This window comes from Lactobacillus gallinarum (assembly GCF_002160635.1).
Classification (GTDB): Bacteria; Bacillota; Bacilli; order Lactobacillales; family Lactobacillaceae; genus Lactobacillus; species Lactobacillus gallinarum.
Genome location: NZ_NFKZ01000013.1, coordinates 14,922 through 41,095 on the forward strand (window position 1 = coordinate 14,922; position 26,174 = coordinate 41,095).

At 35.8% G+C, this 26,174-nt stretch carries 23 protein-coding genes; 3 read left to right on the forward strand and 20 right to left on the reverse strand.

Annotated features, from left to right (window positions below):
* Positions 1–31: 31 nt before the first annotated feature.
* The 8 genes from B5E95_RS05875 to B5E95_RS05910 form a co-directional block, all read right to left on the reverse strand.
* Entirely contained in the window at positions 32–1,240 is a 1,209-nt protein-coding gene (locus B5E95_RS05875) for an NAD(P)/FAD-dependent oxidoreductase (RefSeq protein ID WP_087235796.1), read from the reverse strand.
* A 20-nt stretch (positions 1,241–1,260) separates the two neighbouring features.
* A complete protein-coding gene (locus B5E95_RS05880) occupies positions 1,261–2,160 on the reverse strand; it encodes a prenyltransferase (protein ID WP_087235797.1) in 900 nt (299 codons plus the stop codon).
* A gap of 34 nt (positions 2,161–2,194) precedes the next feature.
* The gene (gene ubiE, locus B5E95_RS05885; protein ID WP_087235798.1) at positions 2,195–2,893 is read right to left on the reverse strand and encodes a bifunctional demethylmenaquinone methyltransferase/2-methoxy-6-polyprenyl-1,4-benzoquinol methylase UbiE; all 699 of its coding nucleotides are present in this window, start codon (positions 2,891–2,893) and stop codon (positions 2,195–2,197) included.
* A gap of 10 nt (positions 2,894–2,903) precedes the next feature.
* Positions 2,904–4,652: a thiol reductant ABC exporter subunit CydC gene (gene cydC / locus B5E95_RS05890; RefSeq protein ID WP_087235799.1), complete on the reverse strand. Its 1,749-nt coding sequence runs from the start codon at positions 4,650–4,652 to the stop codon at positions 2,904–2,906.
* Positions 4,642–6,360: a thiol reductant ABC exporter subunit CydD gene (gene cydD, locus B5E95_RS05895; protein ID WP_087176492.1), complete on the reverse strand. Its 1,719-nt coding sequence runs from the start codon at positions 6,358–6,360 to the stop codon at positions 4,642–4,644. The genes cydC and cydD overlap by 11 nt, the downstream gene beginning before the upstream one ends.
* Entirely contained in the window at positions 6,360–7,382 is a 1,023-nt protein-coding gene (gene cydB, locus B5E95_RS05900) for a cytochrome d ubiquinol oxidase subunit II (RefSeq protein WP_087235800.1), read from the reverse strand. The genes cydD and cydB overlap by 1 nt, the downstream gene beginning before the upstream one ends.
* Positions 7,383–8,816: a cytochrome ubiquinol oxidase subunit I gene (locus B5E95_RS05905; RefSeq protein ID WP_087176491.1), complete on the reverse strand. Its 1,434-nt coding sequence runs from the start codon at positions 8,814–8,816 to the stop codon at positions 7,383–7,385.
* 347 nt (positions 8,817–9,163) lie between these two features.
* Complete coding sequence (locus B5E95_RS05910) at positions 9,164–10,396, reverse strand: lactate oxidase (protein WP_025005350.1); 1,233 nt, start codon at positions 10,394–10,396, stop codon at positions 9,164–9,166.
* Between the two features lie 236 nt (positions 10,397–10,632).
* Between B5E95_RS05910 and B5E95_RS05915 the strand changes: the two genes are divergently transcribed.
* Positions 10,633–10,989: a histidine phosphatase family protein gene (locus B5E95_RS05915; RefSeq protein ID WP_087235801.1), complete on the forward strand. Its 357-nt coding sequence runs from the start codon at positions 10,633–10,635 to the stop codon at positions 10,987–10,989.
* A gap of 40 nt (positions 10,990–11,029) precedes the next feature.
* Here the strand turns inward: B5E95_RS05915 and B5E95_RS05920 are convergent, their stop codons facing one another.
* The 12 genes from B5E95_RS05920 to B5E95_RS05975 form a co-directional block, all read right to left on the reverse strand.
* Entirely contained in the window at positions 11,030–12,016 is a 987-nt protein-coding gene (locus tag B5E95_RS05920) for a hypothetical protein (RefSeq protein WP_087176489.1), read from the reverse strand.
* A 103-nt stretch (positions 12,017–12,119) separates the two neighbouring features.
* Positions 12,120–13,025: an ABC transporter gene (locus B5E95_RS05925; RefSeq protein ID WP_087235803.1), complete on the reverse strand. Its 906-nt coding sequence runs from the start codon at positions 13,023–13,025 to the stop codon at positions 12,120–12,122.
* 139 nt (positions 13,026–13,164) lie between these two features.
* Positions 13,165–14,127 (reverse strand): hypothetical protein, encoded by a 963-nt coding sequence (locus B5E95_RS05930; RefSeq protein WP_241146323.1) that lies wholly within the window; start codon positions 14,125–14,127, stop codon positions 13,165–13,167.
* A 168-nt stretch (positions 14,128–14,295) separates the two neighbouring features.
* Complete coding sequence (glnA, locus tag B5E95_RS05935; RefSeq protein ID WP_025005345.1) at positions 14,296–15,633, reverse strand: type I glutamate--ammonia ligase; 1,338 nt, start codon at positions 15,631–15,633, stop codon at positions 14,296–14,298.
* Between the two features lie 132 nt (positions 15,634–15,765).
* On the reverse strand, positions 15,766–17,013 hold the full coding sequence (locus B5E95_RS05940) for a methionine gamma-lyase family protein (RefSeq protein ID WP_025005344.1): 1,248 nt from the start codon (positions 17,011–17,013) through the stop codon (positions 15,766–15,768).
* Positions 17,006–17,926, reverse strand: coding sequence for a tRNA (adenosine(37)-N6)-dimethylallyltransferase MiaA (gene miaA / locus B5E95_RS05945; RefSeq protein WP_025005343.1), 921 nt, complete (start codon positions 17,924–17,926; stop codon positions 17,006–17,008). The genes B5E95_RS05940 and miaA overlap by 8 nt, the downstream gene beginning before the upstream one ends.
* A 78-nt stretch (positions 17,927–18,004) precedes the next feature.
* Positions 18,005–18,406 carry a rhodanese-like domain-containing protein gene (locus B5E95_RS05950; RefSeq protein ID WP_087176487.1) on the reverse strand — a complete coding sequence of 134 codons (402 nt, stop codon included), beginning with the start codon at positions 18,404–18,406 and terminating at the stop codon, positions 18,005–18,007.
* Between the two features lie 58 nt (positions 18,407–18,464).
* Complete coding sequence (locus B5E95_RS05955; protein ID WP_087176486.1) at positions 18,465–18,692, reverse strand: YqgQ family protein; 228 nt, start codon at positions 18,690–18,692, stop codon at positions 18,465–18,467.
* The gene (locus B5E95_RS05960; protein WP_087176485.1) at positions 18,693–19,373 is read right to left on the reverse strand and encodes a rhomboid family intramembrane serine protease; all 681 of its coding nucleotides are present in this window, start codon (positions 19,371–19,373) and stop codon (positions 18,693–18,695) included.
* 19 nt (positions 19,374–19,392) lie between these two features.
* Positions 19,393–19,953, reverse strand: a complete 561-nt coding sequence (locus B5E95_RS05965) for a 5-formyltetrahydrofolate cyclo-ligase (RefSeq protein WP_087176484.1) — start codon at positions 19,951–19,953, stop codon at positions 19,393–19,395.
* Positions 19,954–20,001: 48 nt separating this feature from the next.
* A complete protein-coding gene (gene rpmG / locus B5E95_RS05970; protein ID WP_003548272.1) occupies positions 20,002–20,151 on the reverse strand; it encodes a 50S ribosomal protein L33 in 150 nt (49 codons plus the stop codon).
* Between the two features lie 76 nt (positions 20,152–20,227).
* Positions 20,228–22,336, reverse strand: coding sequence for a peptidoglycan D,D-transpeptidase FtsI family protein (locus B5E95_RS05975; protein ID WP_087176483.1), 2,109 nt, complete (start codon positions 22,334–22,336; stop codon positions 20,228–20,230).
* A 90-nt stretch (positions 22,337–22,426) separates the two neighbouring features.
* On the opposite strand from B5E95_RS05975, the gene B5E95_RS05980 reads away from it, so the two are divergent.
* Both B5E95_RS05980 and B5E95_RS05985 read left to right on the forward strand, forming a co-directional pair.
* The gene (locus B5E95_RS05980) at positions 22,427–25,045 is read left to right on the forward strand and encodes a YfhO family protein (protein ID WP_087176482.1); all 2,619 of its coding nucleotides are present in this window, start codon (positions 22,427–22,429) and stop codon (positions 25,043–25,045) included.
* A gap of 80 nt (positions 25,046–25,125) precedes the next feature.
* The gene (locus tag B5E95_RS05985; RefSeq protein WP_087176481.1) at positions 25,126–26,049 is read left to right on the forward strand and encodes an N-acetylglucosamine kinase; all 924 of its coding nucleotides are present in this window, start codon (positions 25,126–25,128) and stop codon (positions 26,047–26,049) included.
* Positions 26,050–26,174: the final 125 nt, after the last annotated feature.

The following is a 26,174-nucleotide window of genomic DNA, read 5'->3' on the forward strand; positions in this document are numbered from 1 at the left end:
ATCACTTATTTTATTTATGTAAATTTTTATTTTAATGATAAAAGTCAAAACGACCAATAGACAACGTTCCTTTAACGCCGCCGGTTTCAAAGATCGATTTATCAATAGTGATCTTCTTCATCACTGAAGCCCAATAGCCATATAATTTAACGCCTAATGCTAAGCCTACAGCACTTTTACCCAAATCAACCACAACACCTAAGTCATGGTAAACAAATGGGTTAGGACGACTATAGCCATTCACTCTCGCATGAATATCATCGGCTGCATAATTAGCCATAGATAAAGCTAATTGACCAGTATTTGGCAAAGGCCAGCTCTTTCCTGGTTGTGGCACTGAAGCAACATCCCCTAAAACATAGATGTCTTCACTTTCAGGAGCTGTTAAATGATCAGTTACTGTAATCTTGTCACGTTGTTCCTTAAAACCAGAGTCCGCAATTACTGGATTACCACTAAAGCCCATCATCCAAATTATGTTATTAGTTGCCAACTTCTTTTCTTCAGCTTGATCACCAATCTTATAGCAAACGCCATCCGCTTGAATTTGACTAATGCGCGCTTGATTAATGATATCAATATCATTTTCTTTGATCTTATTCAAAGCATAATTACATTGCTTATCGCCAAACATTGGCAACATTCTCTTAGAGCTATTAAACATCTTGATTTTGATTTGATCAGGACTAACTCCTGCTAATTTGGCAAAACGAGGTCTATTCATAGCTATAGCGTTGGTTACTTCTACTGCCTGAAAGCCTGACCCACACATTGTTATTACCAAATCATTCGGATTCTTAGTCTTTTTATAATCACGCATGCTTGCATACAGATGATTCCGAATAGCCTCGGCAGATTCCACATTATACATAGGCAATGCATGTTCTTGCACGCCATCGATTCCAAATGTGCTTAACGTAAAGCCTAATCCAATTACACAATAATCATATTTTAAAGGTGTATGCTTGGCTAATTCTACCGTTTTATTTTGGTAATCAATTTTCTTAACTTCATCTTGGATAAAGGTAGTCATCTTTGGATTAATCACATCTGCTACTGGATACGATATTGCGGTGTATGGCGCTTCACCAGATACCACGTCATACAAACGGAATGTCTCACAGTGAAATGGATTGCGATCAACTAAAATAATCTTAACTTCTTCACGCAATTTTTTTTGCAGTTTAACGACGGTCTTAATGCCGGCAAAACCAGCACCTAATACAACAACCTTTTTCATGATTGAATCCTCCTACTCTTTTAAAATATAATTCCTAAGAAATATGTAAATAGATATGCGGCAGAACCTACTAACAGTGTTTTAACACCGGTACTAAAGGTTTCCGTTTTAACTTGTTTATGAATAATTATCTTATTTTGTTGATAGATAAATGGAACGATTAAGATTGTTAGCCAAACAGTTTTTGGTGCAAGTCCCAAGAAAGGTAAAATTCCAATAATCAAAAATGCCAATACATTTTTGACGGTTAAAGCGATTAATCCGCCCTTTTTACCAATAAAATGAATGATAGTCGTACGGTGATTATCTTCGTCTTCTTGAGCATCACATAAATTGTTGGTCAGCATTAAATTAGAGATCCATAATTCATCTGCCAGAGCTACCAAAAAGATTTGTCCAATAGTTAACCAATTCCAGGTAAAGACTTGATAGGTATTAAGGTATACGCTCAGTAAAACAATCATAAAGCCCATGGTGAAACCGGAAAATAGCTCGCCTAATGGCAAACTTGAAATTGGATGCAGACCAAACGAATATAGATACCCAACGGCAAAACAGAAGATACCCATCCATAAAACAGGCAACCCAGCTTGACTTACAAGATAAAGACCTAACAATGCCGAAATCACACTAAATCCGATTATTAAACCCAAAACCAACTTAGGGTTAATATTTTCTCGACCAATGATATTAGTTTTTTCTTGGTAACTCTTACTATCCGCATGATAATAATCGCAATAATTGTCAAACATATCGACAACCATATTGAATAAAAACATCGCAATAAAGAAGATTAAAGCTAGCTGCCAATTTAGTTGATGATAATAAAATTTACTAAAGCACATTCCTAACAAAAATGGTATTACACTAGCTGTCTTGGCCTTAATTTCAATTAATTCCAAAAATACATTTAAAGCCATTAGCCCACATCCTTTCGATACATCTAATTTTTATCTATTTAATTCCTATATGAATCGCTGCCGCTCCACCAGTTAATTTCTTAACCGCGACATGACTAAATCCATTTTTAACTAATAATTGCTTTAATTGTTGAGCAGATAAAAATTCTTTACTTGTTTTAGATAAATATTGATAATCTCGCACATTGCTCTTAACCAGCTTTGCCCAATAAGGGAAAATTTCAAAATACGCACGCCAACCTAATTTAATGATCTGATTATTAGGCTGCGACATTTCTAAAATGGCAAATTGTCCGCCAGATTTTAAAACCCGATAAGCTTCTTTAACGGTCTTTTCTGCATCGGGCACATTGCGTAAGCCAAAACAAATGGTAACACAATCAAAACTTCTCGCCGCGAAAGGCAAATTCATTGCATCCCCGTTAACTAATTTAACTTTCGGTTGCAAATGCTTTTTCACTATCTTTTCGTGGGCCAGTTTTAACATCGCTTGATTAAAGTCTAGGCCAGTTACCAATTTAACTTTTTTCGCTAAAGCAATAGTAGAATCGCCAGTGCCACAACATAAATCTAAACATTGATCTGTGCTTTTCAAATTTAATCTGGTTAAAAATTGTTTCCGCCAAATATTCTGGATGCCCAAACTGACCATATTATTCATCAAATCATAATTGGGAGCAACGCGGGTAAATAAATCATTAACGTCTTTTTCAGGTACTTTATTTGTTAACATTGCTTTTTCCTCACAGACCTTGATCTGCTCTCTTTAATTCACGATAACGCTGCTCAGTTTGCCACAACTCTTTTGGACTGCCTTGCATATAAATTTTCCCATCTTCTAGGAAAATAACCTGATCCATTTGATCAATTCCCTGCAAGTGGTGTGTAATCCAAATCAAAGTTTTTCCTTTAAGCTGAGTCATAAAAGTATCGATCACAGCTTGTTCAGTAATAGGATCTAATCCTACTGTTGGCTCATCAAGTAATACAATCGGCGTATCTTTTAACAAAATTCTTGCCAAAGCCAAGCGGTGACGCTCACCACCTGAAAAACGTAAACCTGCTTCATCTACTTCTGTTTCTAAACCCTGCGGCAGTTTTTCAACCATTTGATCTAATCCTACTCGTCTTAACACATCCCACAATTGATCATCTGTAGCATCTTCATTTCCTAAGCGGAGATTATTGCCAATTGTTGTGTTAAACAAGTAAGGATTTTGATTAATTATACTGAAATAATTAGCAATCTGATCACCAAATTGATCTGTCGAAATTCCATTTAGCGTAATACTACCGCTATCAGGAGTACGATCTCCACGCAATAATGAAGCGAGCGTGCTTTTACCAGCACCACTACGTCCTAAAATTGCTAACTTTTCACCATTCTTAATGGTTAAATTAAGACCGTGCAAAATCTCTTTATTAGTCTTGGGATAAGTATAATGCACATCCTTAAGATCAATTTCATATGGAGCCTTAAGGGTAATTGCTTTCTTATTTTCAACTTCTGGTTCAGGTAAATTATTTAATCGATTCAACGAATCCTTATAAATATTTGTTTCCTGAGCTGCGGCTGGCAATCCCGCAAAGGCTGACACGGTTGGAAATAGTGTCAATGCAAACGCTGCAATCCAGTTTGTATAGTAGGTATCTCTTTGACCAAAGCGAAACATGCCCCAAATTATCAAACTGACAATCGCTAACAGATATACTAGCTGAAAAGTATAATCACGCCAACGTTCAAACTTTTTCATCACCTGATCAACTTCAAAAAGTTCTTGTTGATCTTTAACATGGAGCTTCAAAAAGGCTGAACCACGACCGGATAAAACCCAATCGTTGACACCCATCACGTTATCTGTCAGATCAGCATACAGTTTATCTTGCATCTGCTTTTCATAGGTCTGTCTAGCTCCGTTTACAAGCACTGACCAAATTGGAATAGCAAAAATAATTAAGCCAAAAACTACTAGCATCCATAATCCCATTAATGGAGATAGCCAACCTAAGCCAATTACAATAATTGCATATAGGCCCCAAGCTACCATCATTGGAAAAATAGATCTTAAATACAGGTTTTGAATGTGGCTAACATCATCAGACAATAAGCCTAAGATATCGCCTAGTTGATACTTACTATTAAAATTAGTAGCATCCCGTTCCAACGAATCATAAAGCTGCTGGCGGAATTTGGAAGTCATTCTAAAGACCCAGTTATGACTTACTAACCGTTCAACATAACGGACAGCTGGACGGAACACACCAAATGCTCTGGTCAAAACTATCGGTACATAAACTAGTAAAATATTTTCAGGTCGTGCAGCAGATCTACTAATCAAGTAACCTGCGCAGAACATCAATCCTCCACCGCAGAAGAACGTCAAAATACCCAAGAAAATTGCTAAGATCAAAGTTTTTTTGTAGCGCTTTAAGAAAGGACGAACCCAACGATCATTTTTTAGAGCTTTTAAAATTGGAATCCTATTGATCATTGCTTTCGCCTCTCATTCCGTGAATTAAATCAATAAAGTAACTATTATTTGCCTGCAAATCTGCAAACGTTCCCTGACCCACTAGCTGTCCATGATTCATGACTAGGATATAATCCATTTCTTTTAACCAGTGCAACCGGTGAGTGGCAAAGAAGACCAGGCGCTTTTGCATTAAAGGCAACATTTTAGTCTTCAAATCAATTTCAGTTTCAATATCTAAGTGAGCAGTTGGCTCATCAAAGATCATCACTTTACGTTTAGGATCTAGAAATGCCCTTGCTAAAGCAATTCTTTGCGCTTGACCACCAGACAAAGCTCTTTTACCTTGACCGATAACCGTATCTAAGCCCTTAGGCAAGTCGTTTAATAAATCATCTAATCCCATGACATGAATAGCCTGCAATATTTCTTGATCAGTTGCTTCAGGGTGATAAAAAGCAATATTTTCACGTAAAGACTTTGAAAAAACATATGGCTGTTGCGGAATGTAGATTAATTGCCTCTGCCAATCAGGGATGTTCATCGTGTTAGTTTTATGACCTTCTATTTCAATATCAGCTTGACTTGGTGTTAAAAAGCCACTAATTAGGTTAATCAAAGTACTCTTACCAGAACCACTCATACCGATAATTCCGATTTTTTGATAGCCTTTAATCTTAAAATTAATTGGTCCAATTTCCGCACCCTTTAAATAATTGAAACGCAGGTCATTAATTATTAACTCATCATTTGCACTCCAGTCAGTTAATGCAATTTTCTTTACAGGTTCTTTCGGAGCAGCGATTAACTCATTAATTCTCTTAAACGCATTTTTTCCATTTAGAGTGGCATGAAAATCGCCTGCAAAATCTCGGATTGGTAAGAAAAAGTCTGGTGCTAAAATCAAGATTCCCAAAGCAGGAAATAAATTGATTTTTCCATTCATCAAATCAAAACCAAGAAAAACTGCAATGATAGCAATCGATAAAGTAGTAAAGAAATCAAGAGCAAAAGTTGAAAGCATTGCGACTTTTAACACTGCCATTGTTTTCTTGCGAAAGTTTTCACTTAAACGATAAATACTTTTTGAATAGCGCTTGCTTAGGCCCAAATATTTTAGTGTATCAATACCACGTAAGGAATCGATAAAATTATTTGATAAAACCTGGAAACGACCAAATTGTTTAATCGCCTTATCTTGTGCTGCATGTCCCAAAATTATCATGAAAAGAACAATTAAAGGATACATCAAAAGCAGAATTACTGCAGAAAGCCAATTTAAACAAAGCATGCAGATAAACACTATGATCGGAACGATCATCATCGTAAGGACTTTGCTATAAATCAGTTTGACATATTGTCGAACCTCATCAACTCCATCCAAAGCCATCGTAATCAAGCTACCCGTTCCCTGCTTTTGAACTAGAGCTTGTCCTTCATTAAATACTTTGGTTAAAAGTTTTTCTCGTAAGTCTTCTGCAATTTTTCCAGAATATTTATTTAAAATTGCATCCCTAATAGTATTAATCAATTGACGCAAGGCAAAGCATACAATAAATAGCAATAATAATAGCCAATTTAAAGCATGACCTTTCCAAAGTCCCGTCAAAACTGCACTTAATGCCAAAGCCTGACCAATTATGAAAAAAGCCTGCAGAATCTCAATTACTGCAAGCTTTCTCATGATTGCACTAGCGCCAGCAAGTTTGAATAGCTGTCGATCAATCATTATTTAACCTCTCCAATTTTAGGCATTGCAATCCGCTTGCGAAAAATCCAGTAAGCCCAGATTGTGTAAGCCAAAACACAAGGTACCAAGATTACAGTAGCAATTGTCATTACAACTAAAGTGTAATTTGATGATGATGCACTTTGGATCATCAAATCGTATTTGCTACTAATTGATGAGATCATTACTCTTGGGAACAATCCGCAGAAGATTAATGCTACCAATGAAATCAAGGTAAGACCACTAAATGTAAGAGCGATACCTTGCTTGTTCTTAAAGGTTGAAACGTGTGCTGCAACTGAGAAGCCCACGATTAAAGCTAGGCAGATTAGAGTCAAAATTGGATGAACCTTTAAGAAGTCTGTTTGGAAGAATAATAGTAAAGCAAAAATAACTTCACCAACATAGAGTACCCAGTAAAGTGCATGAGCATAATTTTGGGCACGATCTGAAATTACGCCTTTTGTCTTTAAAGTAATATAGTTCAAACCATGTAAGTAGCAAAGAAGTGTTAAAGCAACACCACCTACTACTGAGAACCAGTTAATGTAATCGAAGAAATGACCATAAATATTACCATTTGCATCGATTGGCATCCCTTTAATCATTGAGATAAACATGATTCCGAAGAAGAATGGAACAAGGAAACTCCCGATTGCCATTATGTTATCCCAAATATGACGATGGGCTGCACTACTCTTTGACCTAAACTCAAAGGATACACCACGAATAATTAAGCCAACCAAGATAATCAGCAAAATAATGTAGTATCCTGAAAATAATGTTGCATACCAATATGGGAATGATGCAAACATAGCACCACCTGCGGTAATAAGCCATACCTCATTACCATCCCACACAGGTCCAATAGTTCTGACAATTTGAGTTCTTTCGGCACCATTATAAGCTAATGTTTTTACAGCCATTCCCACACCGAAGTCAAAACCATCCAGGAAGAAGAAGCCGGAAAACAAAACGGCTAACAAGATAAACCATAATATTTGCAAAACTGACGCTGACATTTAAAAGGCCCCCTTTGCAAATGGATCAGTAGCTCTCTTTTCGTCTCCAGCTTTTTCCCATTCTTCTGGGTCATTACGCAAGAAGCGAACAGTTAAAGCAATCATTACAATTGCCAAAATTGTAAACAATGAGAAGTAAACAATATTGGAAATTAACAATGATGTTGCTGATACACTTGGTGATACACTTTGTGCAATAGTAAATAGTCCATAAACAGTCCATGGATAACGACCAAGTTCAGTAATTAACCAACCTGCAGTATTAACAATAAATGGTGAGAAAGTCAAAATTGCTAGTACCCATAGACACCAACGATGGCTGTAAAGACTTTCTTTGCCTTTGCGTGTCATGATCAATCCTACAATTGAAACTAAGAATAATAATGCAGCAAAGCCACACATTACACGGAATGACCAGAACAAAGTGTTAGCTGGAACATAATAATCCATCTTATGATTGTCAATCTTAGTTCCATATCTCTTTTCAAGTTGCTTATTAACTTCTTTCATACCAGTTACGGCACCTGTGGTCTTGTGGTATGAAAGAATACTCAATACATCGGGAATATCAATGTTTCCTTTCATGTCATGAGTCTTAGGATCGACATAGCCAACTACAGTCCATGGTGCTTTTTCACCGGTCGTAGTCGTTACACCTTCTGCTGCAGCGAACTTCATTGGTTGTTCATGAACCAAATATCTCATTTGGAAGTCACCGGCAACAAACTCACAAGATGAGAAAATTAACATTAAAACCAATCCTAAACGAATAGTTTTATGATAAATCTTCTTGTTAACATCTGATATGCTACGTTTTTTAAGTAATTGGAATGCAGCTAAACCTGTAAGAATGGTAGCACCGGTAAGCAATGCACCAAAAATTACGTGAGTATATTCATATAATAATTGACGGTTGCTAAGCAATGCACCAAAGTCAACCATGACTGCACGACCACCGCGGATACTAAATCCAACGGGATGCTGCATAAATGAGTTAGCTGTCAAAATCCAAAGTGCTGAAGTTAAAGTACCAAAGACAATCATCCATGCAAAGAATAGGTGCAAGCCCTTCTTTACACGATCCCAGGTAAATAACCAAAGACCAATAAATGTTGATTCAATAAAGAATGATAGCAAGGCCTCAAATGCTAATGGAGCTCCGAAAATATCACCCATGAATCTTGAATAATCTGACCAATTCATACCGAATTGGAATTCCTGAATTAATCCAGTTACCACACCAACGGCGAAAGTTAAGAGGAAGACATTTCCCCAGAATTTAGTCATTTTGCGATAATTAGGGTTTCCAGTGTGGACATACATTGATTCCATAATCGCAACCACGAAGATTGTACCAATTGTAAATGGTACAAAGAAGAAGTGGAATATGGTCGTCATTGCGAATTGGAAACGTGCTAAACTTAACACATTCATAATTACGCCTCCATAAAATTCTAAACTCCCTAATCTTTTAATAGGCTCACTTATAGTGTATACCTCTTAAAAAGTCTTTCAAGTCGGGCAATAATGCGTTTTCAGTAGTGTTATCTTATTTTATTCTAATTTTTCACTTTAGGCCTTACAATAACAGCTGTTATTATTAGTATTTATAAATTATTCAGCTTTATTCCTCATAAAAATTTTTAAAAATATTTTTATGTTATTAAATAATCGGTTCTTTTTAATCAGATAATCGTACTTATATCAGTATTAGTTAAGAAAGTGACCTACTAAAAATAAAAAAATCATCTTATTAAAAGAAGATTTTTTCAATTAGTTATTTAATGCTCTGATGCTCCTGACGTTGCATCAGAGGCACCATTTGTCTTAATTTGATTATCGGCTGTCTTTGGATATGGCTTCATTCTGTCAGGAGAAGTAATTGAATCCAAATTATCTGCAGTGTAATTAATATGTGCAATTTTAGCATGTTTAACGTCTTCAATAGTCTTGCATCCTGTTAATTGCATATCGATCAACAATTCTTTGTCTAATTGATCAATTACACTTTGAACACCTGGTGCTCCACCTAAGGCTAAACCATAAAGATATGGACGACCGATACCAACCATATCGGCACCCAATGCTAATGCTTTAAAGACATGTGAGCCACGACGTACGCCGGAATCAAAGATAATTGGTACCTGGTGGTTAACAGCCTTGGCAATTGCTGGCAAAACATCAATAGCTGCAGGACCACCATCTAATTGACGGCCACCATGGTTGGTAACATAAATACCATCAGCGCCAGCACCCATTGCTTTATAAGCATCTTCAACAGATTCAACACCCTTAACAATTACAGGTAAGCCAGTTTCTTCCTTAATGCGACGAACATCTTCAGGACCAATCTTTTGAGCTGATGAAGCATACATTTGAGCTACACTTTGTCCTTCACCCTTACCATCAAGATAGCGGGTAAAGAAGTCCAATGGAACTGGATAAGTAAATTTAGTTCTCAAGTTAGCTTCACGATAACCTGATACCAAAGCATCAACAGTCAAATAAATGCCCTTATAACCTGTCTTTTTAATTGCATCAAAGACCATTTCGTTAAATTTCCAATCCTTACTTAAGTAAAGTTGGAAAAATCTTGGAGCATCTGGAGCGGCTTTAGCAATATCTTCAACACTCTTGTTAGCATAGGTACTTGATGCAAACAATGCACCAGCAGCTGCAGCACCCTTTTGCGTATCAACTTCAGCCATTGTATGTGCAATTCCGTGACATGCAATTGGTGAAATCATTACTGGAGTCTTGAGCTTCATCCCCATGAATTCAGTAGCTGTAGAAGGATTTTCCATGTCAGTTAAGGCACGAGGAATAATTTGCCAATGATTAAAGGCTGCGGTGTTATTACGCCATGTCCATTCATTCTCTGAACCAGAAGCAATGTAGTAATATGCCCCTTCTGGCATAATTTTCTTAACTCTTTGTTCAAGTTCATCGACATTAATCATATGCAAATATTCTTCCCGATCGCTTTGTGGGAATCCTTTGTAATATACTGTCATATCTTGTGCCTCTTTCTACATAAATTTTATAAATCTGTTCAGCTTTCATTATTACACCAAAACATTATTTCTGTTAGTGAAAAGGCTTACAAACATTATAATTATCATAATGTAGTCCGTTATCTTATTTTGACTAAATAAAGAATAAAAAATCAATCGATGAGAAAGATCTATTTACACAAACTTCTTGACAGTCTCAGAGCTAGCGATACTTTAGAAATTGTTACTAATAAACAATATCTTATCAAAGACTAAAAGGCTTAAAAGAAGAGTATTTCGGTTCTTTCGAAGGTCAAGATGAACGTCTTAACCCTCAAGTTCCTTACAACGATTTTTTTGTTCAATATGGTGGTGAAAATCAAAAAGACGTGCAAAAGCGTGTATTTGATACAATTTCAAGTTTTATGGCTAAAGCCCACCCCAATGAGAAAGTTATTGCCGTCTCACATGCCGGAGCCTGCTTTAATTTCTTAATTGCCATCGGAGTTGATCCACAGCAATTTTTAAAAAAGAGATTTGGCAATTGTTCTATTCTTGTAATTGATTACAAAAATGGAAAATTTAAACTAGAAGATTTAATTAATCCAAACTAAAAAAGGCGTCGACAATCGACGTCTTTTTTACATTCATAATCTAATACTTCAAATCACTAAATTGCTTATTAGAATTCTTCTTTGCAAGAGCTTCACTCTTCCAGTAAACAGCATTAGTGCGGCCGTTTGAATTAGCTGAGACGATCACACTTTGACCATCTTCAGTATGTGGTGCCAAGTATGTACTACCCTGTCCTGGAGTTTGACCCATATTGGTAAAGCTATAGAAACTAATACCATTAATTGTAGTTTGCTTCATATAACCATCTGAAGTACTTGAACCACTGTTCTTAGCCTTAACATTCATGCTAAAACCAGCTTCATCATTAATTTTATTATCAGTTACAGTCAAAGTGTCAATATTGCCGTTGCCTGTATCAGCAGTGTACCAAGTACCTTGAAGTGATGAAGGAATCACACTAGCACTAGTAGTTGTAGTCTTTTGTGCATCTTCATCGCCTTCTAATTTGACATTTAATTGTGTTTTTTCAGCTAATTGTTTTACTAAATCAGCATCATTCTTTTGGTTAAGGTAAGCAACGATATCTTTCAAACTAGTAGTTCCTAAATTACGTTGCTTAACAAAAATAGTAACTTGTTTATTGGCACCATCACCAGCTAGCATATAACGCGCATTACTACTCTTGCCGGTACCACTAACTTCATAAACATAACCGCTATTATCTGAGGTAATGCCTGTAGCATCTTTACTTCTAAATGCTACACCTAAATTTCCTTGCTTAGCGGCATTAACAGCAATTTCCCAAGTATCACCGTATTTTTGTGCCGCATAAACTGCAATGGCACTGGCAGTGGTCTTGTAATCCATCTTGCTTGCAGACAACTTAGTATATGTATCTTTATTCTTGGAACTAGCTGTTGAAGTACTAGAGTTATCACTTGAATTCTTAGCAACTTTACTTGTTTTAGATTGTGATGATTGTGTATTGCTTTGTGTAGTTTGACTGCATCCTGCTAAAGTTAAAGCCGCAGAAATTGCAACCAACACAGTTAATTTATGTTTCAACAGAATTTCCCCTTTTCTTATTCGTTTCTATTGCTTTTCCTAATAATATTATGAAAAAGAATAAATGCCAACTTTTAAAGCAAAAATTTCCTAAAACTTATACTTACTTTAAGCTTTTAAATTCAGCATTCACATTATTTTTAGCAATTGTTGTTGATTTCCAATAGGAATCAAGATAATCTCCGGTATCTACACTATAGGTTACTACCGCCGGATTTCTACCATTTTTTTGTACAGTATACAAAAAGCCAAAGTTTTGTGCTCCTAAGCTTTGGACATGATAACAATCAATACCATTAATATTCTCGATTCGAGCTCTAGCCCAGTGCTTAGTTTGTTGGAAGGATTCCGTAGTAACTACAGCAGTTGATATCCTATGAATCTCTTCTCCTTCAATAGTATGAGCAGTGATCACTAGCTTTTTACCCTTTTTATTGTACCAAATACCACGAAGTTTTTTAGGAATATAAGCTACCCCTGCATCCCCTTTAACCCCATATTTATTTGAAGTAATCCGAGCACCCAATACAGTCTTAGCAGATAATCTTTTCACTTCTTCAGATTTTTGATGATCATTTAAAAAAGTTAAAATCGAATTCAAACTAACAGTAGCTATTTTCTTTTTATGGTTAAAAAATGAGACTTCATCTTTCTTCAACGTGTAGAAAGTATTTTGTTCTTTTCCGTTACCAGTAACCTGGTAAATATAGCCCTGCCCTTTAAAAATACGGCTAAAACCTGTTTTACTTTTAATACTGATACTTAAATGATTTTTTACCGCTTGCTTATATGCGTCTTGCCATTTTCCTTTATATTTCATGGCTGCATAAATTGTAATTGCACTAGCCTGTGATGTCTTGGTTAATTTATTAGCAGTTAAATTCTTTGAAACTTGCTTTTGAGTATTGTTGTCGACACTTTTATCATGCTGAGTGGAATTTTGACTACAAGCACTGAGATTTAGAGCTGTAGCTATTAAAAAAATTAATACTAATATCTTTTTGCTCATTGCAATACTTTCAACATTCTTCCCGATAATACAAAAATACCCCTAACGAAAATTAGGGATACTAATTAGCATTTTTATTATATAGCATTTTACATTAGAAAGTTGATTTTGTTAAATTCATTAAAGCTTTTTTAGCAAATTAATCCATTTCTCGATAACGCAAATCATGGAACTTCTTTCCAGCATATTTTTGAGCTAATTCTGGTGTTTTCCAATATACCGCATCGGTCCATATGCCTGCACCTCCAGCTAATATTAATACAGGTTGACCTTCTTCTGTATGGAGAGCATAAAACTCACCATCGCCAGCGGTTTCATTCCAACCATAGATGTTATAGTACAGCTTATTATCTTTTGGCTTGCTTTCAGGCACTTTAAACTTAGAAATAGTTGCCCAATGCTTGGTTTTAGCCCAATAAGCCTTATCTTGATCATGATCACCGCGATCACGATCTGGGTTCATTTTATGCAGTTCTGTCGTAACTGTACGCCCATCTTCTGTCTCTTCGATAGTATGTTCAGTAAAAGTTACGGTTGCTTTTTCATGAGTATCATATGAGTACCAAGTTCCTAGCATCTCTGCAGGTGCATTATCTAAACCTCTATCGCCTGCTATTTTCGTAGTACTAGAGCCATTTGAATTATTATCAGCTGTACCTAAAACCACATCATTAGCTAGTCTTTTAACAATGCCAGCACTATTATGTGTATTTAAATATTTAACCATTTTATCTACTGTAATTGAGCCTAATTCAGTTTGATTATCATAGATAAAAATCTGGTCATCATTTAATGTATAGCATGCTCCACTATTTTGTTTATCAGCACTTACTCCATATACATATCCCTGACCATTAGTGATTTTGGGATAATCGCTTCGATTATGAAAACTAATTTTTAAGCCATTAGTTCTTGCTTCATTTAATACTTTTACCCAAGTTCCATGATATTTATTTGCAGCACACACCGTAATAGCACTTGCAATTTCTTTAGGTGTCAGCTTTGTAGATAACCTGACTCCATCTTCATTTACGATTTTCTTAGAAGAATGTTTTTTGACTACCGCTATTTTCTTTTCTTGATGCTGCGTTTTATGACTCACGGGACTGCACCCTGTCAAAAGTAACAAACTACAACAAGTAATTAACCCAACTTTTATCTTTTTGTTCAACTTTTTTCTCCATCGTTATAATCAAAATATCCATTTTTGATTATACAACAAAAAACCCTCATAGCTTCGAACTATGAGGATTCTTATTAATTAGCTATTTTACCAGTTCATGTAACGTTGACGTTCCCAATCTGAAACTGATTGTGAATACTTAGACCATTCTAATTCTTTAGATTCAATAAAACTATGAGTTAAGTGATCACCTAAAGCTGACTTGATTAAATCATCATTCTTAAATGCCTTAATTGCGTTGTGAAGAGTAGTTGGCAATGGTTTGATACCATGTTCTGCTCTTTCTTCTTCAGTCATTTCAAAGATGTTTTCTTCAACTGGCTTCATTGGCATCTTTTGTTCCTTAATGCCGTTAAGACCAGCAGTCAAACATGCAGCAAGTAAAAGATATGGGTTAGCAGTTGGGTCAGCTGAACGCATTTCCAAACGAGTGTTAATTTCACCAGCACTAGGAATACGTACAAGTGGTGAACGGTTCTTAGCAGCCCAAGCAATGTATACAGGAGCTTCAAAACCAGGAATCAAACGCTTGTATGAGTTAACAGTTGGGTTACCAATTGCAGTAATTGCACGAGCGTGCTCCAAAATACCATTCAAGAAGTAAAGAGCAGTATCTGAAAGGTGGAATTCACCATTTTCATCGTAGAAGACATTACGCTTACCCTTAAAGAGTGACATATTGTTGTGCATACCGTTACCAGCTTGGCCTTCAACAGGCTTAGCCATAAATGTAGCAAACAAACCATGCTTTCTTGCAATTTGACGAGTAACCATCTTGAAGGTTTGGCATCTATCTGCAGTAGTCAATGCATCATCAAATCTAAAGTCAATTTCTTGTTGACCATCACCTACTTCATGGTGAGCTGCTTCAACTTCAAAGCCCATACCTTCCAAAGTTTCAACGATTTCACGACGACATCTTGCGCCTTCATCATCTGAAGTCATATCAAAGTATGATGCATGATCTGGAACGTCGGTAGTCCAATTACCATCTTCATCTAACTTGAAAAGGTGAAATTCCATTTCAAAACCAATATCAAATGTATCAAAGCCTGCTTCTTTCATTTGACCAATAACACGCTTCAAGTTGTTTCTTGGGTCACCTGCAAAAGGCTTGCCATCAGTTGTATGAACTGAACAAATCAAACGTCCAATCTTACCACCGTGTTCATCACCCCAAGGTAAAACTGTCCAAGTTGAAAAGTCAGGATATAAAACCATGTCACTTTCTTCAAGACGAACAAAGCCATCAATTGAAGAACCATCAAAACGAATATCGTTATTCAAAACTTTGTCTAATTGACTCTTAGGTACTTCAACAGCCTTTTCAGTACCATTAATATCAGTAAAGCAAAGACGTAAAAATCTAACGTCTTTATCTTCAACTTCTTTTCTAATTTCTTCTGCAGTATATTGTTTACTCATAGTTTTATCCACCTATAAAAACAAAAATATTAAATTGATATGGTCCTATGATTTATTTTTATCTCCTAGAACTGACTAATACAATAGCAGACCAATTTATAAATGTCAAATTGGTCTAGTAAAAATTTAAAATTATTTTTGATTAAAGAATGTATCCCTTACAGCATTAATAACAGCTACTTTATCATGCGCATATGTTAGGCCACCTTGCATATAAACCGCATAAGGTGGTCTAACTGGACCATCTGCAGAAAACTCAATAGTTGAGCCTGAAACAAAGTTCCCCGCTGCCATAATAATCTTATCTTCGTAGCCTTCCATTGGAACTGCTTCTGGAGTAACAAAAGAGTCAATTGGAGAATTCTTTTGTACTTCTTGAACGAATTTGATCATTTTGTCAGGATCATTAAAGATAATTGTTTCAATAATGTCGCTACGCTTTTCATCCCATGCGGGAGTGACATTCATTCCCATTTTAGCAAACAAGGCTGCCGCAAAAATCATACCTTTTTCAGCCATACCAGTTACATTAGGTGCTAAGAAAAAGCCCTCATAGAAGTCATGCAAGTTACCAATTGTTGCTCCTTCATCAGTGCAACCTGGAGCGGTAAGTGCAAGACGAGCATTTTCCACTAAATCTTTTTTACCGACAATATAGCCACCCATCTTAGCAAGACCACCACCGGCATTCTTTATTAAAGAACCGGCCATTAAATCTGCGCCATATTCTGTTGCTTCATGCTTTTCAGAAAATTCACCGTAGCAATTATCAATGAAGACAATACTTTGTGGACTAACTTTCTTAACAAAAGCAATCATCTCTTTAATTTGGTCGATAGTAAAAGTCTTACGAGTCGAATAACCACGTGATCTCTGGATCGCTACCACCTTAGGCTGATCTCTACGGAGAATCTTCTCAGCTTCATCATAGTCAACCAAATTATCTTTTAGCGGAACATATGAAAACTTAACGCCTTTTTCAGCCAAAGTGCCACGCTTGTCATCAGTTAAACCAATTACCTTTTGCAAAGTATCATATGGCATCCCCGTCAAATAAGTCAAAGTATCGCCATATTTCAAATTACCATTCAATGCTGTAAACAAAGTATGAGTACCTGAAACAAACTGAGGGCGCACTAATGCATCTTCCGTGTCAAAGACTTGCGCATAAACTCGATCTAACTTATCACGACCAATGTCATCATCACCATAGCCTGTAGCACCGTTTAAATCAGCTTCTGCTACGCTATTATCTTGAAATGCTTGCAATACCTTAGCCTGGTTATAAACAATCTGATCCTCAATTTCTGCCAATTTAGGAGCTATTTGTTTATCTACTTCTTTTACTATTTTTTGCAATTCATCTGGTATATTATTCATTCTTCCATGCCTCTACTTTTTCAATAATTTTTGCCTTACAATCAGGATCATTTAATGGATCAAACCAATTAACTGGCAACTGATTTCTAAAGTATGTCAGCTGTCTCTTCGCATACCGCCTAGATGCAGTTTTAAGTTGCTCAACGCACTCGTCTAAAGCTTTTTTGCCTTCAAAATAAGGAAAAAATTCTTTATATGCGATAGCTTGCAATACTTGATGTTCTTTATCCCTATTTTGATAAATAAACTTTGCCTCCTCTAGCATCCCCTTTTGCATCATGCGATCAACGCGCAAATTAATTCGGCGATAAATTTCTTGCCTGTCAGAATTTAAACCAATAATCAGATAATCATATCTAGGTTCAATCTTTTTTTGTTGTTGTGAAAATTTTTCACCTGTACGATCAATCACCGTTAATGCCCGCATCGTTCTGCGCGAATTAGGAACTGGGATTTTCTTAGCAGCTTCTGGATCTTTTTCATTTAAAATATCCCACAACTTTTGCGGTCCATTCTGCTTTAAATAAACTTCCCACTTTTGGGAAGTTCCGCTGTCTTCGTCCTTTTTTTCTCCCAACTGCATTTTATTCAACAGAGCATTAACGTAAAAGCCTGTTCCGCCTGCTAAAATAGGAAATTTACCTTTTTCACTAATATCTGTGATCGCCTTAGTAGCTTCACCAACAAAATCTTTGACAGAATATTCATCAAATACTGATCGTGTATCAACTAAATAATGCTTAACTTCTGCCTGCTCTTCTTTAGTTGCCTTAGCTGTACCGACTTCCACTTCTTGGTAAACTTGCATAGAATCACCAGAGACAATCTCACCATTTAATGTTTTCGCCAAAGAAATTGCCAAATTTGTTTTACCAATGGCAGTTGGCCCTACTATTGCTAGTACTTTTTGCATATCATCATCTTTTCAATTTTATTTTTGATACAAAAAAGCACATTTAGGCTCCTTCAGCTCTAAATGTGTCTTTTTTTATTAATATTTAGACTTTTTAGTTCTACCATCCCAAGTTTCAAAACCACCTTTAAGCCAGTGGATTGAAACAAAGCCCTTCTTCTTTAAGAAACGGGCAGCTCTCAAAGTAATTGTGTTTGAATCTGAGTAAAGATAAACCGGTAAATCACTTCTAAGTTCATTATATTGGTATTTAAGCATTGTATATGGCAAATTGCGGGCACCATCAATATGCTTGCGCTTAAACGGTTCTTTTTCACGCAGATCGATAATTTGTGCCTTGCGCATGCCTGCCTTAAATTCTTCATTAGTCAATTCACCGCCGATAGATTTGGCTTGGACCTTATTCCATCCCCAAATACCTACAAAGACTAAAATAATGGCTAATAAAACTAAATCTAAGATAATTAAAAAACTCGACATAAACCTTAATCTGCCCTTCCATAAAAACTTACAAATATAATGATACCGCTAAACTAATTTACTTGCTATCCTTTTTCTTTTTATCTTCCTCTTTTAGTTCTTCGATTCTATGTTCTCTACGTAAAATCAATTTTGCAATCATATAATCATGTTGATCAATTAAACCGGCTTTATTGATATTATCAAGTTCGAGCGCCATCAATTCAATATCCCAGATTCTTTTACCAACATGAACTAAAATGCCATATTTTTCTAAAAGTTGTTGTACATCGTATAAAGTCTTCATTTAAAAGTTAATAACCATCCCTGTTCTAACAGTCCACACTATATAAACGATCAAAACAGCGCCCGCTAAAACGCGCCACTTAGGATTATACGTCCGCATTACGCGATCACCTAAAATGATAGCTAGCAAGAAGCCAGTTATTAAACCACCAATATGACCCCAAATATCAATACCGGGTACGAAAATATCTAACGCTAAATTAATCAGTGCTAAGACAAAAGCTTGTCTTCCTAAAAAACTAATTATTGGATTATGGAAATTACGCAAGCCAATGGCAACCATAGCCCCAAAAAGTCCGAACAAAGCTGTTGAAGCTCCTGCACTTAAACTTCGATCTGAACTAAAAGTCAAACTAAATAAATTACCACCAACTCCAGCCAATAAATACGTAACTAAAAAGCGCGTATGACCCATAATTGGCTCCATATATTGACCCATGTAATAGATAATGACAGCATTTGATATTAAATGCATGACACCAATATGCAAAAACTGAGCAGTAAATAAACGCCACCATTGATGACCAGCGACTACCGCATAATTATTCATTGCTCCCATTTTCATCAAAACATTGACGTTTTCGGAGCCACCTAAAAAGACTTCAACTAAAAAGACTATTAATAAAACTATTAAAATTCCTAAGGTCACAAATATTTGTGAGAGGTTAATTTTTTGCTTCATTCCAGCCTCCTTAAATTAATTAATGTGTTTCAGTAGTTATCAGCGTCTGAACTGGTATATCAGTGTTTTCAACAGGCCATTCAGCATGTTGGAATTGCATCTGAGAATTCACTAGTGATACAGTCTTAGGATTATATTTTGCTAAAAAGCGATCGTAATAGCCGCCACCAAAACCAAGACGAACGTGAGAATCAAGTGCAAATGCTAATCCAGGCACAATCACCAAGTCCAAATGATTATTAACCATAGCATCTGGGTCAGCGATTTCCTCTACACCAAAACTAGATTTTTTCAATTTACTCATATATGTGTAATGCAAAAAATTTAAAGTATGATCTTGATCATTTTCAGCTTTGGCCAAATATACCTCTTTACCCTCATCCCATAAATGAGCAATTACTTCGGAAGTATCCACCTCTAAAGGTAGAGAAGCAGTTATTCCAATAGTTTGACTATTTTTGATTAAATCAGATTCCATTAACTTTTTAAGTAAAATTGTATCTTCTAATTTTTTATCTTCAGTTTTGGCAAAACGCTTTAATTTATTTATTTGTATTTTTCTTAATTCTGATTTTTTCATTTTTTACCTACAAAAAATAGCAGGCACACAACCTGCTACTTTGATTTATTACTTAGTTTCACGGTGAAGTGTTGCGCGTCTTTCAACTGGGCAATACTTCTTCAAAGATAAACGTTCCGGATGCTTACGCTTGTTCTTCTTAGATAAGTAACTTCTATCGCCACATTCGGTGCATTCTAAAATGATGTTATCTGCCATTTTTTTCACCACCTACACTTTTATTCTGACTGTACTAGAATAGCATTTTTCAAGCAATTTGACCAGTGTTAATTCTTTATTTTGTTGAATGAAGTTTAAAATAATCCTGAATCATTGCTTTAGCGACTTGCAAAGTATACGTCCCTTCCATGTCTGGATCAAGACCTGAGAACACCACAGCTACAGCAAGCTTTGGATTTTTAGATGGAGCATAACCAATGAAAGTAGAGTTAATTAATTCAATATTATGCTTTCTATTAGGGTGTTCAGCATCATAGTAGAAAGTCTGAGCAGTACCAGTTTTACCTGAAACTGATGGTTTAACATCTTTCAAGTAGTGAGCAGTACCCCAACCATTTGTACCATGTACTACACGCCAGAATCCTTCTCTAACTACGTTTAATTCATCTGTAGTCCATGGAATAGACTGTTGAACGTTTGGCTTCTTATTGTAGTTAATATAAATCTTCTTGCCGTCTTTACTTGTCTTACCAACAGACTGCACAATATATGGCTGCATTCTATAACCACCATTGGCAATTGTAGATACATATTGAGCAAGCTGAATTGGCGTATAAGCATCATAGTTACCATATGCCAAGTCAAGTACTGAACCAGAAAGAATATTTCCTTTAGAATTGAATGACTTACCTTCAATTCCGGCAACTTCACCAGGAAGGTCAACACCAGTCTTTTGACCCAGGCCAAACATTGCAAAGTTTCTTCTTAAAGTATTAAAAGCATTGTCTGGCATATGGATGTAGGTCTTAGGTACATATTTTGCACCAACCCAATTCATTGCTAAGTTCATCATATAGATGTTACTTGAAACTTCTAGCGCTGTTTCGGCATCCAATGAACTGAATGTTCCGACTGGGTAAACAGATTTCTTAACTGGTGAACCTGGAAGATAAATTGGTGTATCAGGAAAAGTATTGTTAGTAGGAGTAATAACTTTATTGATCAAACCACCAGAAACAGTGGCACCCTTAACTGCTGATCCCATAACAAATGACTGATTGATTACACCTAAGGCATTATCGGTAGTCTTGCCTGTATTCGTATTACGGTTAATACCAGCTACCGCTAATAATGCTCCCGTATTTGGATTCATTGCCACGGCGTAGGCACCGTTAGAATAGCGAGCTGCTCCTGCACCAATAGCTGAACCATAAATTCGCTTCAAAGATGCTTGAACTTCTTTTTGATATTTAGCATCAATCGTCAACATTAAGCTGTCACCAGCTTGTCCATCATAAACTGTCTTAGTCTGTTGAATATTACCATTAGACTTAGTAGTTACCTTGCTAGTTGACTTCGTTCCTTTTAACAGCGGTTCATATTCCTCTTCCAAATATGAAGTACCTACTCGATCATTACGAGAATAGCCATTTCTCAAGTAGTACTGCAAGTTATCGCTAGGTAATCCGGATTTTTCAGTAGAAACTGAACCAATAATACTTTGGATAGATGAACCATTTGGATAAGATCTTTGCCAGTCAGTTCCGATACCGACACCTGGCAACTCTGATAGGTGTTCACCCACTTGAGCGATTTCCTTATCAGTTAAGCCCTTATTTTTGATATAAATAGTTGATAAAGTATAGGCACCTGAAATCTTATTAAAGATCAATGCGGCCGTTTTTTGCTTTTCAGTTAACTTAGGATCCATTTTTTCAACATAAGCAATTGCGGCTTGGTAAACCTCGGAATTAGTTTTCTTATTTCCGCTTGCATCTACCTTAGCTGATTTAGGCAATTTAGCTGAAATCTTAGTATTATTATCTTTATCAGCTAAATAATAATCAGCAATCATTTGCTTTGTCGGCTTTTCATCTGTAATCTTAATATAGTTGCTCAACGCATTAGAAATTTGATATATCTGCGTTGTGGTGGTCGAAGCACTCTTAGTATAAGTGATTGCATTAGTAGCCTTATTTCCTACTAATACATGTCCCTTAGCATCATACATAACACCTCGCGGCACCTGATTTGAAACAACTGTCGAATCCGATTGTTGTACTTCTGCTTTAAAACGAGATCCATATACTAGCTGTAAATAAGCCAGTTGTCCGATCAACATCGCAAAAAGCACAAGGATAACCCCTACGATGATTCGCATTCTTATTGGAGTAGAAGACTGTTTGTTTGAACCAGTCCCACTATTTTTTCTAAAATAATCCACGTATATCGTCCCTCACTAAAACTGTATGTATTTTAACAAAAACTGAACGTTAATTCTACGATTGAGAATGGAGCTTAGCTAAATTTTAAGATGAATAATTATTTTACTATCCATAAATTATTTACTACTAAAAAAAATCTTCTTTTTTTATTAAGTTTTATTTTACCTGGTTTAATTTTCTTCAGCTACTTCTTTTATACCAAAAATGGCGTTTTAACAGTAGACCTGGGGCAACAATATGTTGATTTCCTCGCTTTTTTTAGAAATAACTTGTTTTCTCATCCCCTTCGCTTAATTTATTCCTTTTCAAATGGATTAGGCGGATCGATGTTAGCAACAGATGCTTATTATCTTTTTAGCCCGTTTAATTTACTTTTATTCTTATTTCCAGAAAATTTATTACCGCAAGCTATTTTAATAATTATCGGACTAAAAATCGCTACAAGTGGCCTAACTAGTTATTATTACTGGCAGCAAAAAATAAATATGCCATTCTACGCTTTAGCTGCAAGCAGCGCCTATGCATTATCAGGATATGTTATCGCCAACCACTTCAACTTGATGTGGCTAGATTCAGTTATACTTTTGCCTCTTTTAATTAATGAAATCGATCGCACGCTAAAGCAAGAGAAAAGCCATCTAATCTTAATCACATTTTTACTGTGGTTTACCAATTTTTATACCGCATTTATGACATTAGCTTTTGGCTTTCTTTATTTATTGACCCAGATTTTCTTCTTCAATAGAAAAAAGCAATGGTCTATTTTTAAATCATATTTAATAAAAAGTATTTTGGGGTCTTTTTTAGATGCCTTTATGTTATTGCCAGTTTTTATTGAAATGTTGCAAGGAAAGGCAGCATCTTCTGCAAATTGGTCATGGGGATTTCAATTTATCCCATATAATCAAATAACTAAGCTTGCCGATGGTGCTTATAATTTTCATGAAATGCAAGAAGGGATGCCAAATATTTTTATTCCTCTTCCTTTTTTGTTGTTGACTATTCTTTACTTTCTAAATAAAAAAATTAATTGGAAAACTAAATTAGCTAATGGCCTCCTGCTTTTATTTTTAATCGCTTCACTATTTTGGACACCATTAGTCTTACTATGGCACTTAGGTCAATTTCCTGTCTGGTACCCTGGTCGCTTTAGTTTTGTGTTGATTTTTTTAGCTTTAAACTTAGCAATCATCGCATTAAATCAGCAAGAAAAAATCAAACTATGGCAAGTTCTGCCATTAGCTATTGTTGCTTTGGGACTGATTCTTTTTGTCACGTTTAATGATCAATCATTTGATTTCTTAAATGAAAATGCTCAAATTGCCACAGGAGCTTTTTTAGCTTTGGGCTTACTGTTTATCGCTTTTATTTATAATAAAAACAATTATGCAGCAATATTCTTTTATTTAATAATTGAATTGGAATTGGTAATTAATTTGGTCTTATCATTAGGAAATTTGGCCTATCAAAAAAATTACGATTATCAAAATTTTGTAAAAAATACAACGCAAGTTACTAACTATGAAACTAATCATGATCAAAGCTTATATAGAACCGAAAAGAATTTTTATCGTTCCGATGATGATCCATTTAGTGCTAATTATTATGGTTTGAGCAACTTCAATTCCATCTCCAACCAACATGTGCTGTCGCTGTTAAATAATCTAGGTTTTGTTAATAACAGCAATTCTTATACCAATTTTGGCGGTACTCCAATTACTGACGATCTTTTTGGCATTAAATATTACATTCTTCCTAATGAAGAAATCACCCCACTTAAGGAAAAAAAACAAATGAAATATGATAATAAAAATCAAAGAATCGACGTTGGTGATTATCATTTACAAAAACGATTTAATCAATTAATTTTAATGAAAAATAATTATGCACTGCCACTTTTATTTTTATCACCAACTTCTACCAAAAAGATGAAGTTCGATCCTAGTAATATCACTAAAAATCAAACTCAATTTTTACAAGCGGCAACTGGCAATACTACTACTCTCTTCCATAATGTAATTTGGCCCGATCCAAAAAAGATTAATGTTTCAAGTTGGGATGGCGGCTGGATGCAATATTCCAAAAAGAGAAAGAATAAATCAGCTCGTCTAATTTTTAACCTTAGACCTAAAACAAATTCTTCTTATTATCTCGAGTTGCCTGGTGATATTGATGACAACGCTATTGATATGTACGTTAACGGTAGTTTCGTTAACCTTACAGTACGTGATTCAAATACTCGATTGATAAATTTAGGAAGTAGACAAAGTGGCCAACGTATCCAAATTGCTATTACTCTGAAAAAAGACAATTTAGACTTAAATGCAACAAATTTATGGCGTTTAGATACCAAAAAGCTAGCCCAAGAAATGCATTCATTTAAGCAAATTCAACCTCAAATTACTCAACCCTCTGCCTTGGTTATCAAATCCAACCATTTTTCCCTTCATAAAAAAATGACCATGAAATCTACTATCCCAAGTAGTATTAACTGGTTAGTAATTGATAATGGTAAAATTCTTCATAAAAATAAAGTATTATTTGCTAATGCTTTTCTGAGTTTTAACCTCAATCCCGGTAAACATCAGATAACTTTGATTTATATTCCATGGATTCTCATAATCGGCTTATTAATCAGCTTGATTACCTTAGTAATTTACATAAAAATAAACGAAAATATCAGTGTTAGCGTTAACATGGAGAAATAATACTAGACCTATAATATAAAAATGTAATAAAATGAATACGTTATCATATGGATAAATTAATATAGAAAGAAGATTTGAATATGGCTCTTACATACCAAATTGGTGTAGATGCAGGCGGTACTCACTCAACTGCCATTGCATATGACGAAAACGGCAAAGAACTTGGTCGCGCAGAAGGCGGTCCTGGTCAAATTAACGCTGATTACGAAGGCGGAATTAAAAACATCTCAGATACTATTAACGAATTGTTAAACAAGATTGACGGCGACTGTATGCGCGTTTTAGTAGGTATTGCTGGTCTTTCAGTTGTTGGTAACGCACCTGAAGTTGCTGCTACTATTTCATCAAGAATCAACAACTTACCTACCCGTGCTATTACTGACTCACTCTTAGCCCTTTATGCTGGTCTTGAAGGTGATGACGGTGCTCTTGTTATCGCTGGTACTGGTTCAGTATACAACGGCTTACAAAACGGTCACTTAATCGCTGTTGGTGGTTACGGTAACATTTTAGGTGACGAAGGTTCAGGTTATGCTATTGCTCGTTCAGCTATGCAATCTGCACTTCTTAGCTGGGACAAGCGTGAAGATAACGCACTTATTCCAATGTTCACTAAGTTATTCGGCGTAGAACACATGGATGAATGTAACGCTAAATTCTACAGAATGTCTAATCCTGAAGTTGCCGGCATGGCAGTTCATGTTGCTAAGCTTGCAGATGAAGGCAGCGATGACGCAATCAAGATCATCCAACAACAAGCTCACTTGTTAGCTCGCGATATTATTATTGGTCTTAATCGTTACGAAGATCCAAAGCCAATGAAGATTGCTTTGACTGGTTCGGTTTTGGCTAACAACGAAATGATGAGAGGACTTATTGAAGACGAAGTTAAGGATAAATACCCTGACGCAATCTTCTCCATCTCAAATGGTGAAAACGCTCGTGCCGTATTATTCGACAAGAGTAAAGATTACCGTTACTTCACTAACCACGAAGATCGTTAATTTAAAACAATAGAGTAGAGGGAGTTTAATTCTCGCCCCTCTCATTGCACCGGACGTACGGTTCCGTATCCGGCGCTACATTTGTAATTCTTTACGAGATATATAATATTCTAGCGGATCGACCA

What these genes read in the sequence shown, in the direction of transcription:
- B5E95_RS05950 (WP_087176487.1), bottom strand. Translation starts at nt 18,406, where the DNA reads ATGTCGAGTTTTTTAATTATCTTAGATTTAGTTTTATTAGCCATTATT.
- B5E95_RS05960 (WP_087176485.1), bottom strand. Translation starts at nt 19,373, where the DNA reads ATGAAGCAAAAAATTAACCTCTCACAAATATTTGTGACCTTAGGAATT.
- B5E95_RS05980 (WP_087176482.1), top strand. Translation starts at nt 22,427, where the DNA reads ATGAATAATTATTTTACTATCCATAAATTATTTACTACTAAAAAAAAT.
- cydB (WP_087235800.1), bottom strand. Translation starts at nt 7,382, where the DNA reads ATGTCAGCGTCAGTTTTGCAAATATTATGGTTTATCTTGTTAGCCGTT.
- cydC (WP_087235799.1), bottom strand. Translation starts at nt 4,652, where the DNA reads ATGATCAATAGGATTCCAATTTTAAAAGCTCTAAAAAATGATCGTTGG.
- B5E95_RS05880 (WP_087235797.1), bottom strand. Translation starts at nt 2,160, where the DNA reads ATGGCTTTAAATGTATTTTTGGAATTAATTGAAATTAAGGCCAAGACA.
- ubiE (WP_087235798.1), bottom strand. Translation starts at nt 2,893, where the DNA reads ATGTTAACAAATAAAGTACCTGAAAAAGACGTTAATGATTTATTTACC.
- B5E95_RS05965 (WP_087176484.1), bottom strand. Translation starts at nt 19,953, where the DNA reads ATGAAAAAATCAGAATTAAGAAAAATACAAATAAATAAATTAAAGCGT.
- rpmG (WP_003548272.1), bottom strand. Translation starts at nt 20,151, where the DNA reads ATGGCAGATAACATCATTTTAGAATGCACCGAATGTGGCGATAGAAGT.
- miaA (WP_025005343.1), bottom strand. Translation starts at nt 17,926, where the DNA reads ATGCAAAAAGTACTAGCAATAGTAGGGCCAACTGCCATTGGTAAAACA.
- B5E95_RS05925 (WP_087235803.1), bottom strand. Translation starts at nt 13,025, where the DNA reads ATGAGCAAAAAGATATTAGTATTAATTTTTTTAATAGCTACAGCTCTA.
- B5E95_RS05955 (WP_087176486.1), bottom strand. Translation starts at nt 18,692, where the DNA reads ATGAAGACTTTATACGATGTACAACAACTTTTAGAAAAATATGGCATT.
- cydD (WP_087176492.1), bottom strand. Translation starts at nt 6,360, where the DNA reads ATGATTGATCGACAGCTATTCAAACTTGCTGGCGCTAGTGCAATCATG.
- B5E95_RS05875 (WP_087235796.1), bottom strand. Translation starts at nt 1,240, where the DNA reads ATGAAAAAGGTTGTTGTATTAGGTGCTGGTTTTGCCGGCATTAAGACC.
- B5E95_RS05985 (WP_087176481.1), top strand. Translation starts at nt 25,126, where the DNA reads ATGGCTCTTACATACCAAATTGGTGTAGATGCAGGCGGTACTCACTCA.
- B5E95_RS05940 (WP_025005344.1), bottom strand. Translation starts at nt 17,013, where the DNA reads ATGAATAATATACCAGATGAATTGCAAAAAATAGTAAAAGAAGTAGAT.
- B5E95_RS05910 (WP_025005350.1), bottom strand. Translation starts at nt 10,396, where the DNA reads ATGACAGTATATTACAAAGGATTCCCACAAAGCGATCGGGAAGAATAT.
- glnA (WP_025005345.1), bottom strand. Translation starts at nt 15,633, where the DNA reads ATGAGTAAACAATATACTGCAGAAGAAATTAGAAAAGAAGTTGAAGAT.
- B5E95_RS05905 (WP_087176491.1), bottom strand. Translation starts at nt 8,816, where the DNA reads ATGAATGTGTTAAGTTTAGCACGTTTCCAATTCGCAATGACGACCATA.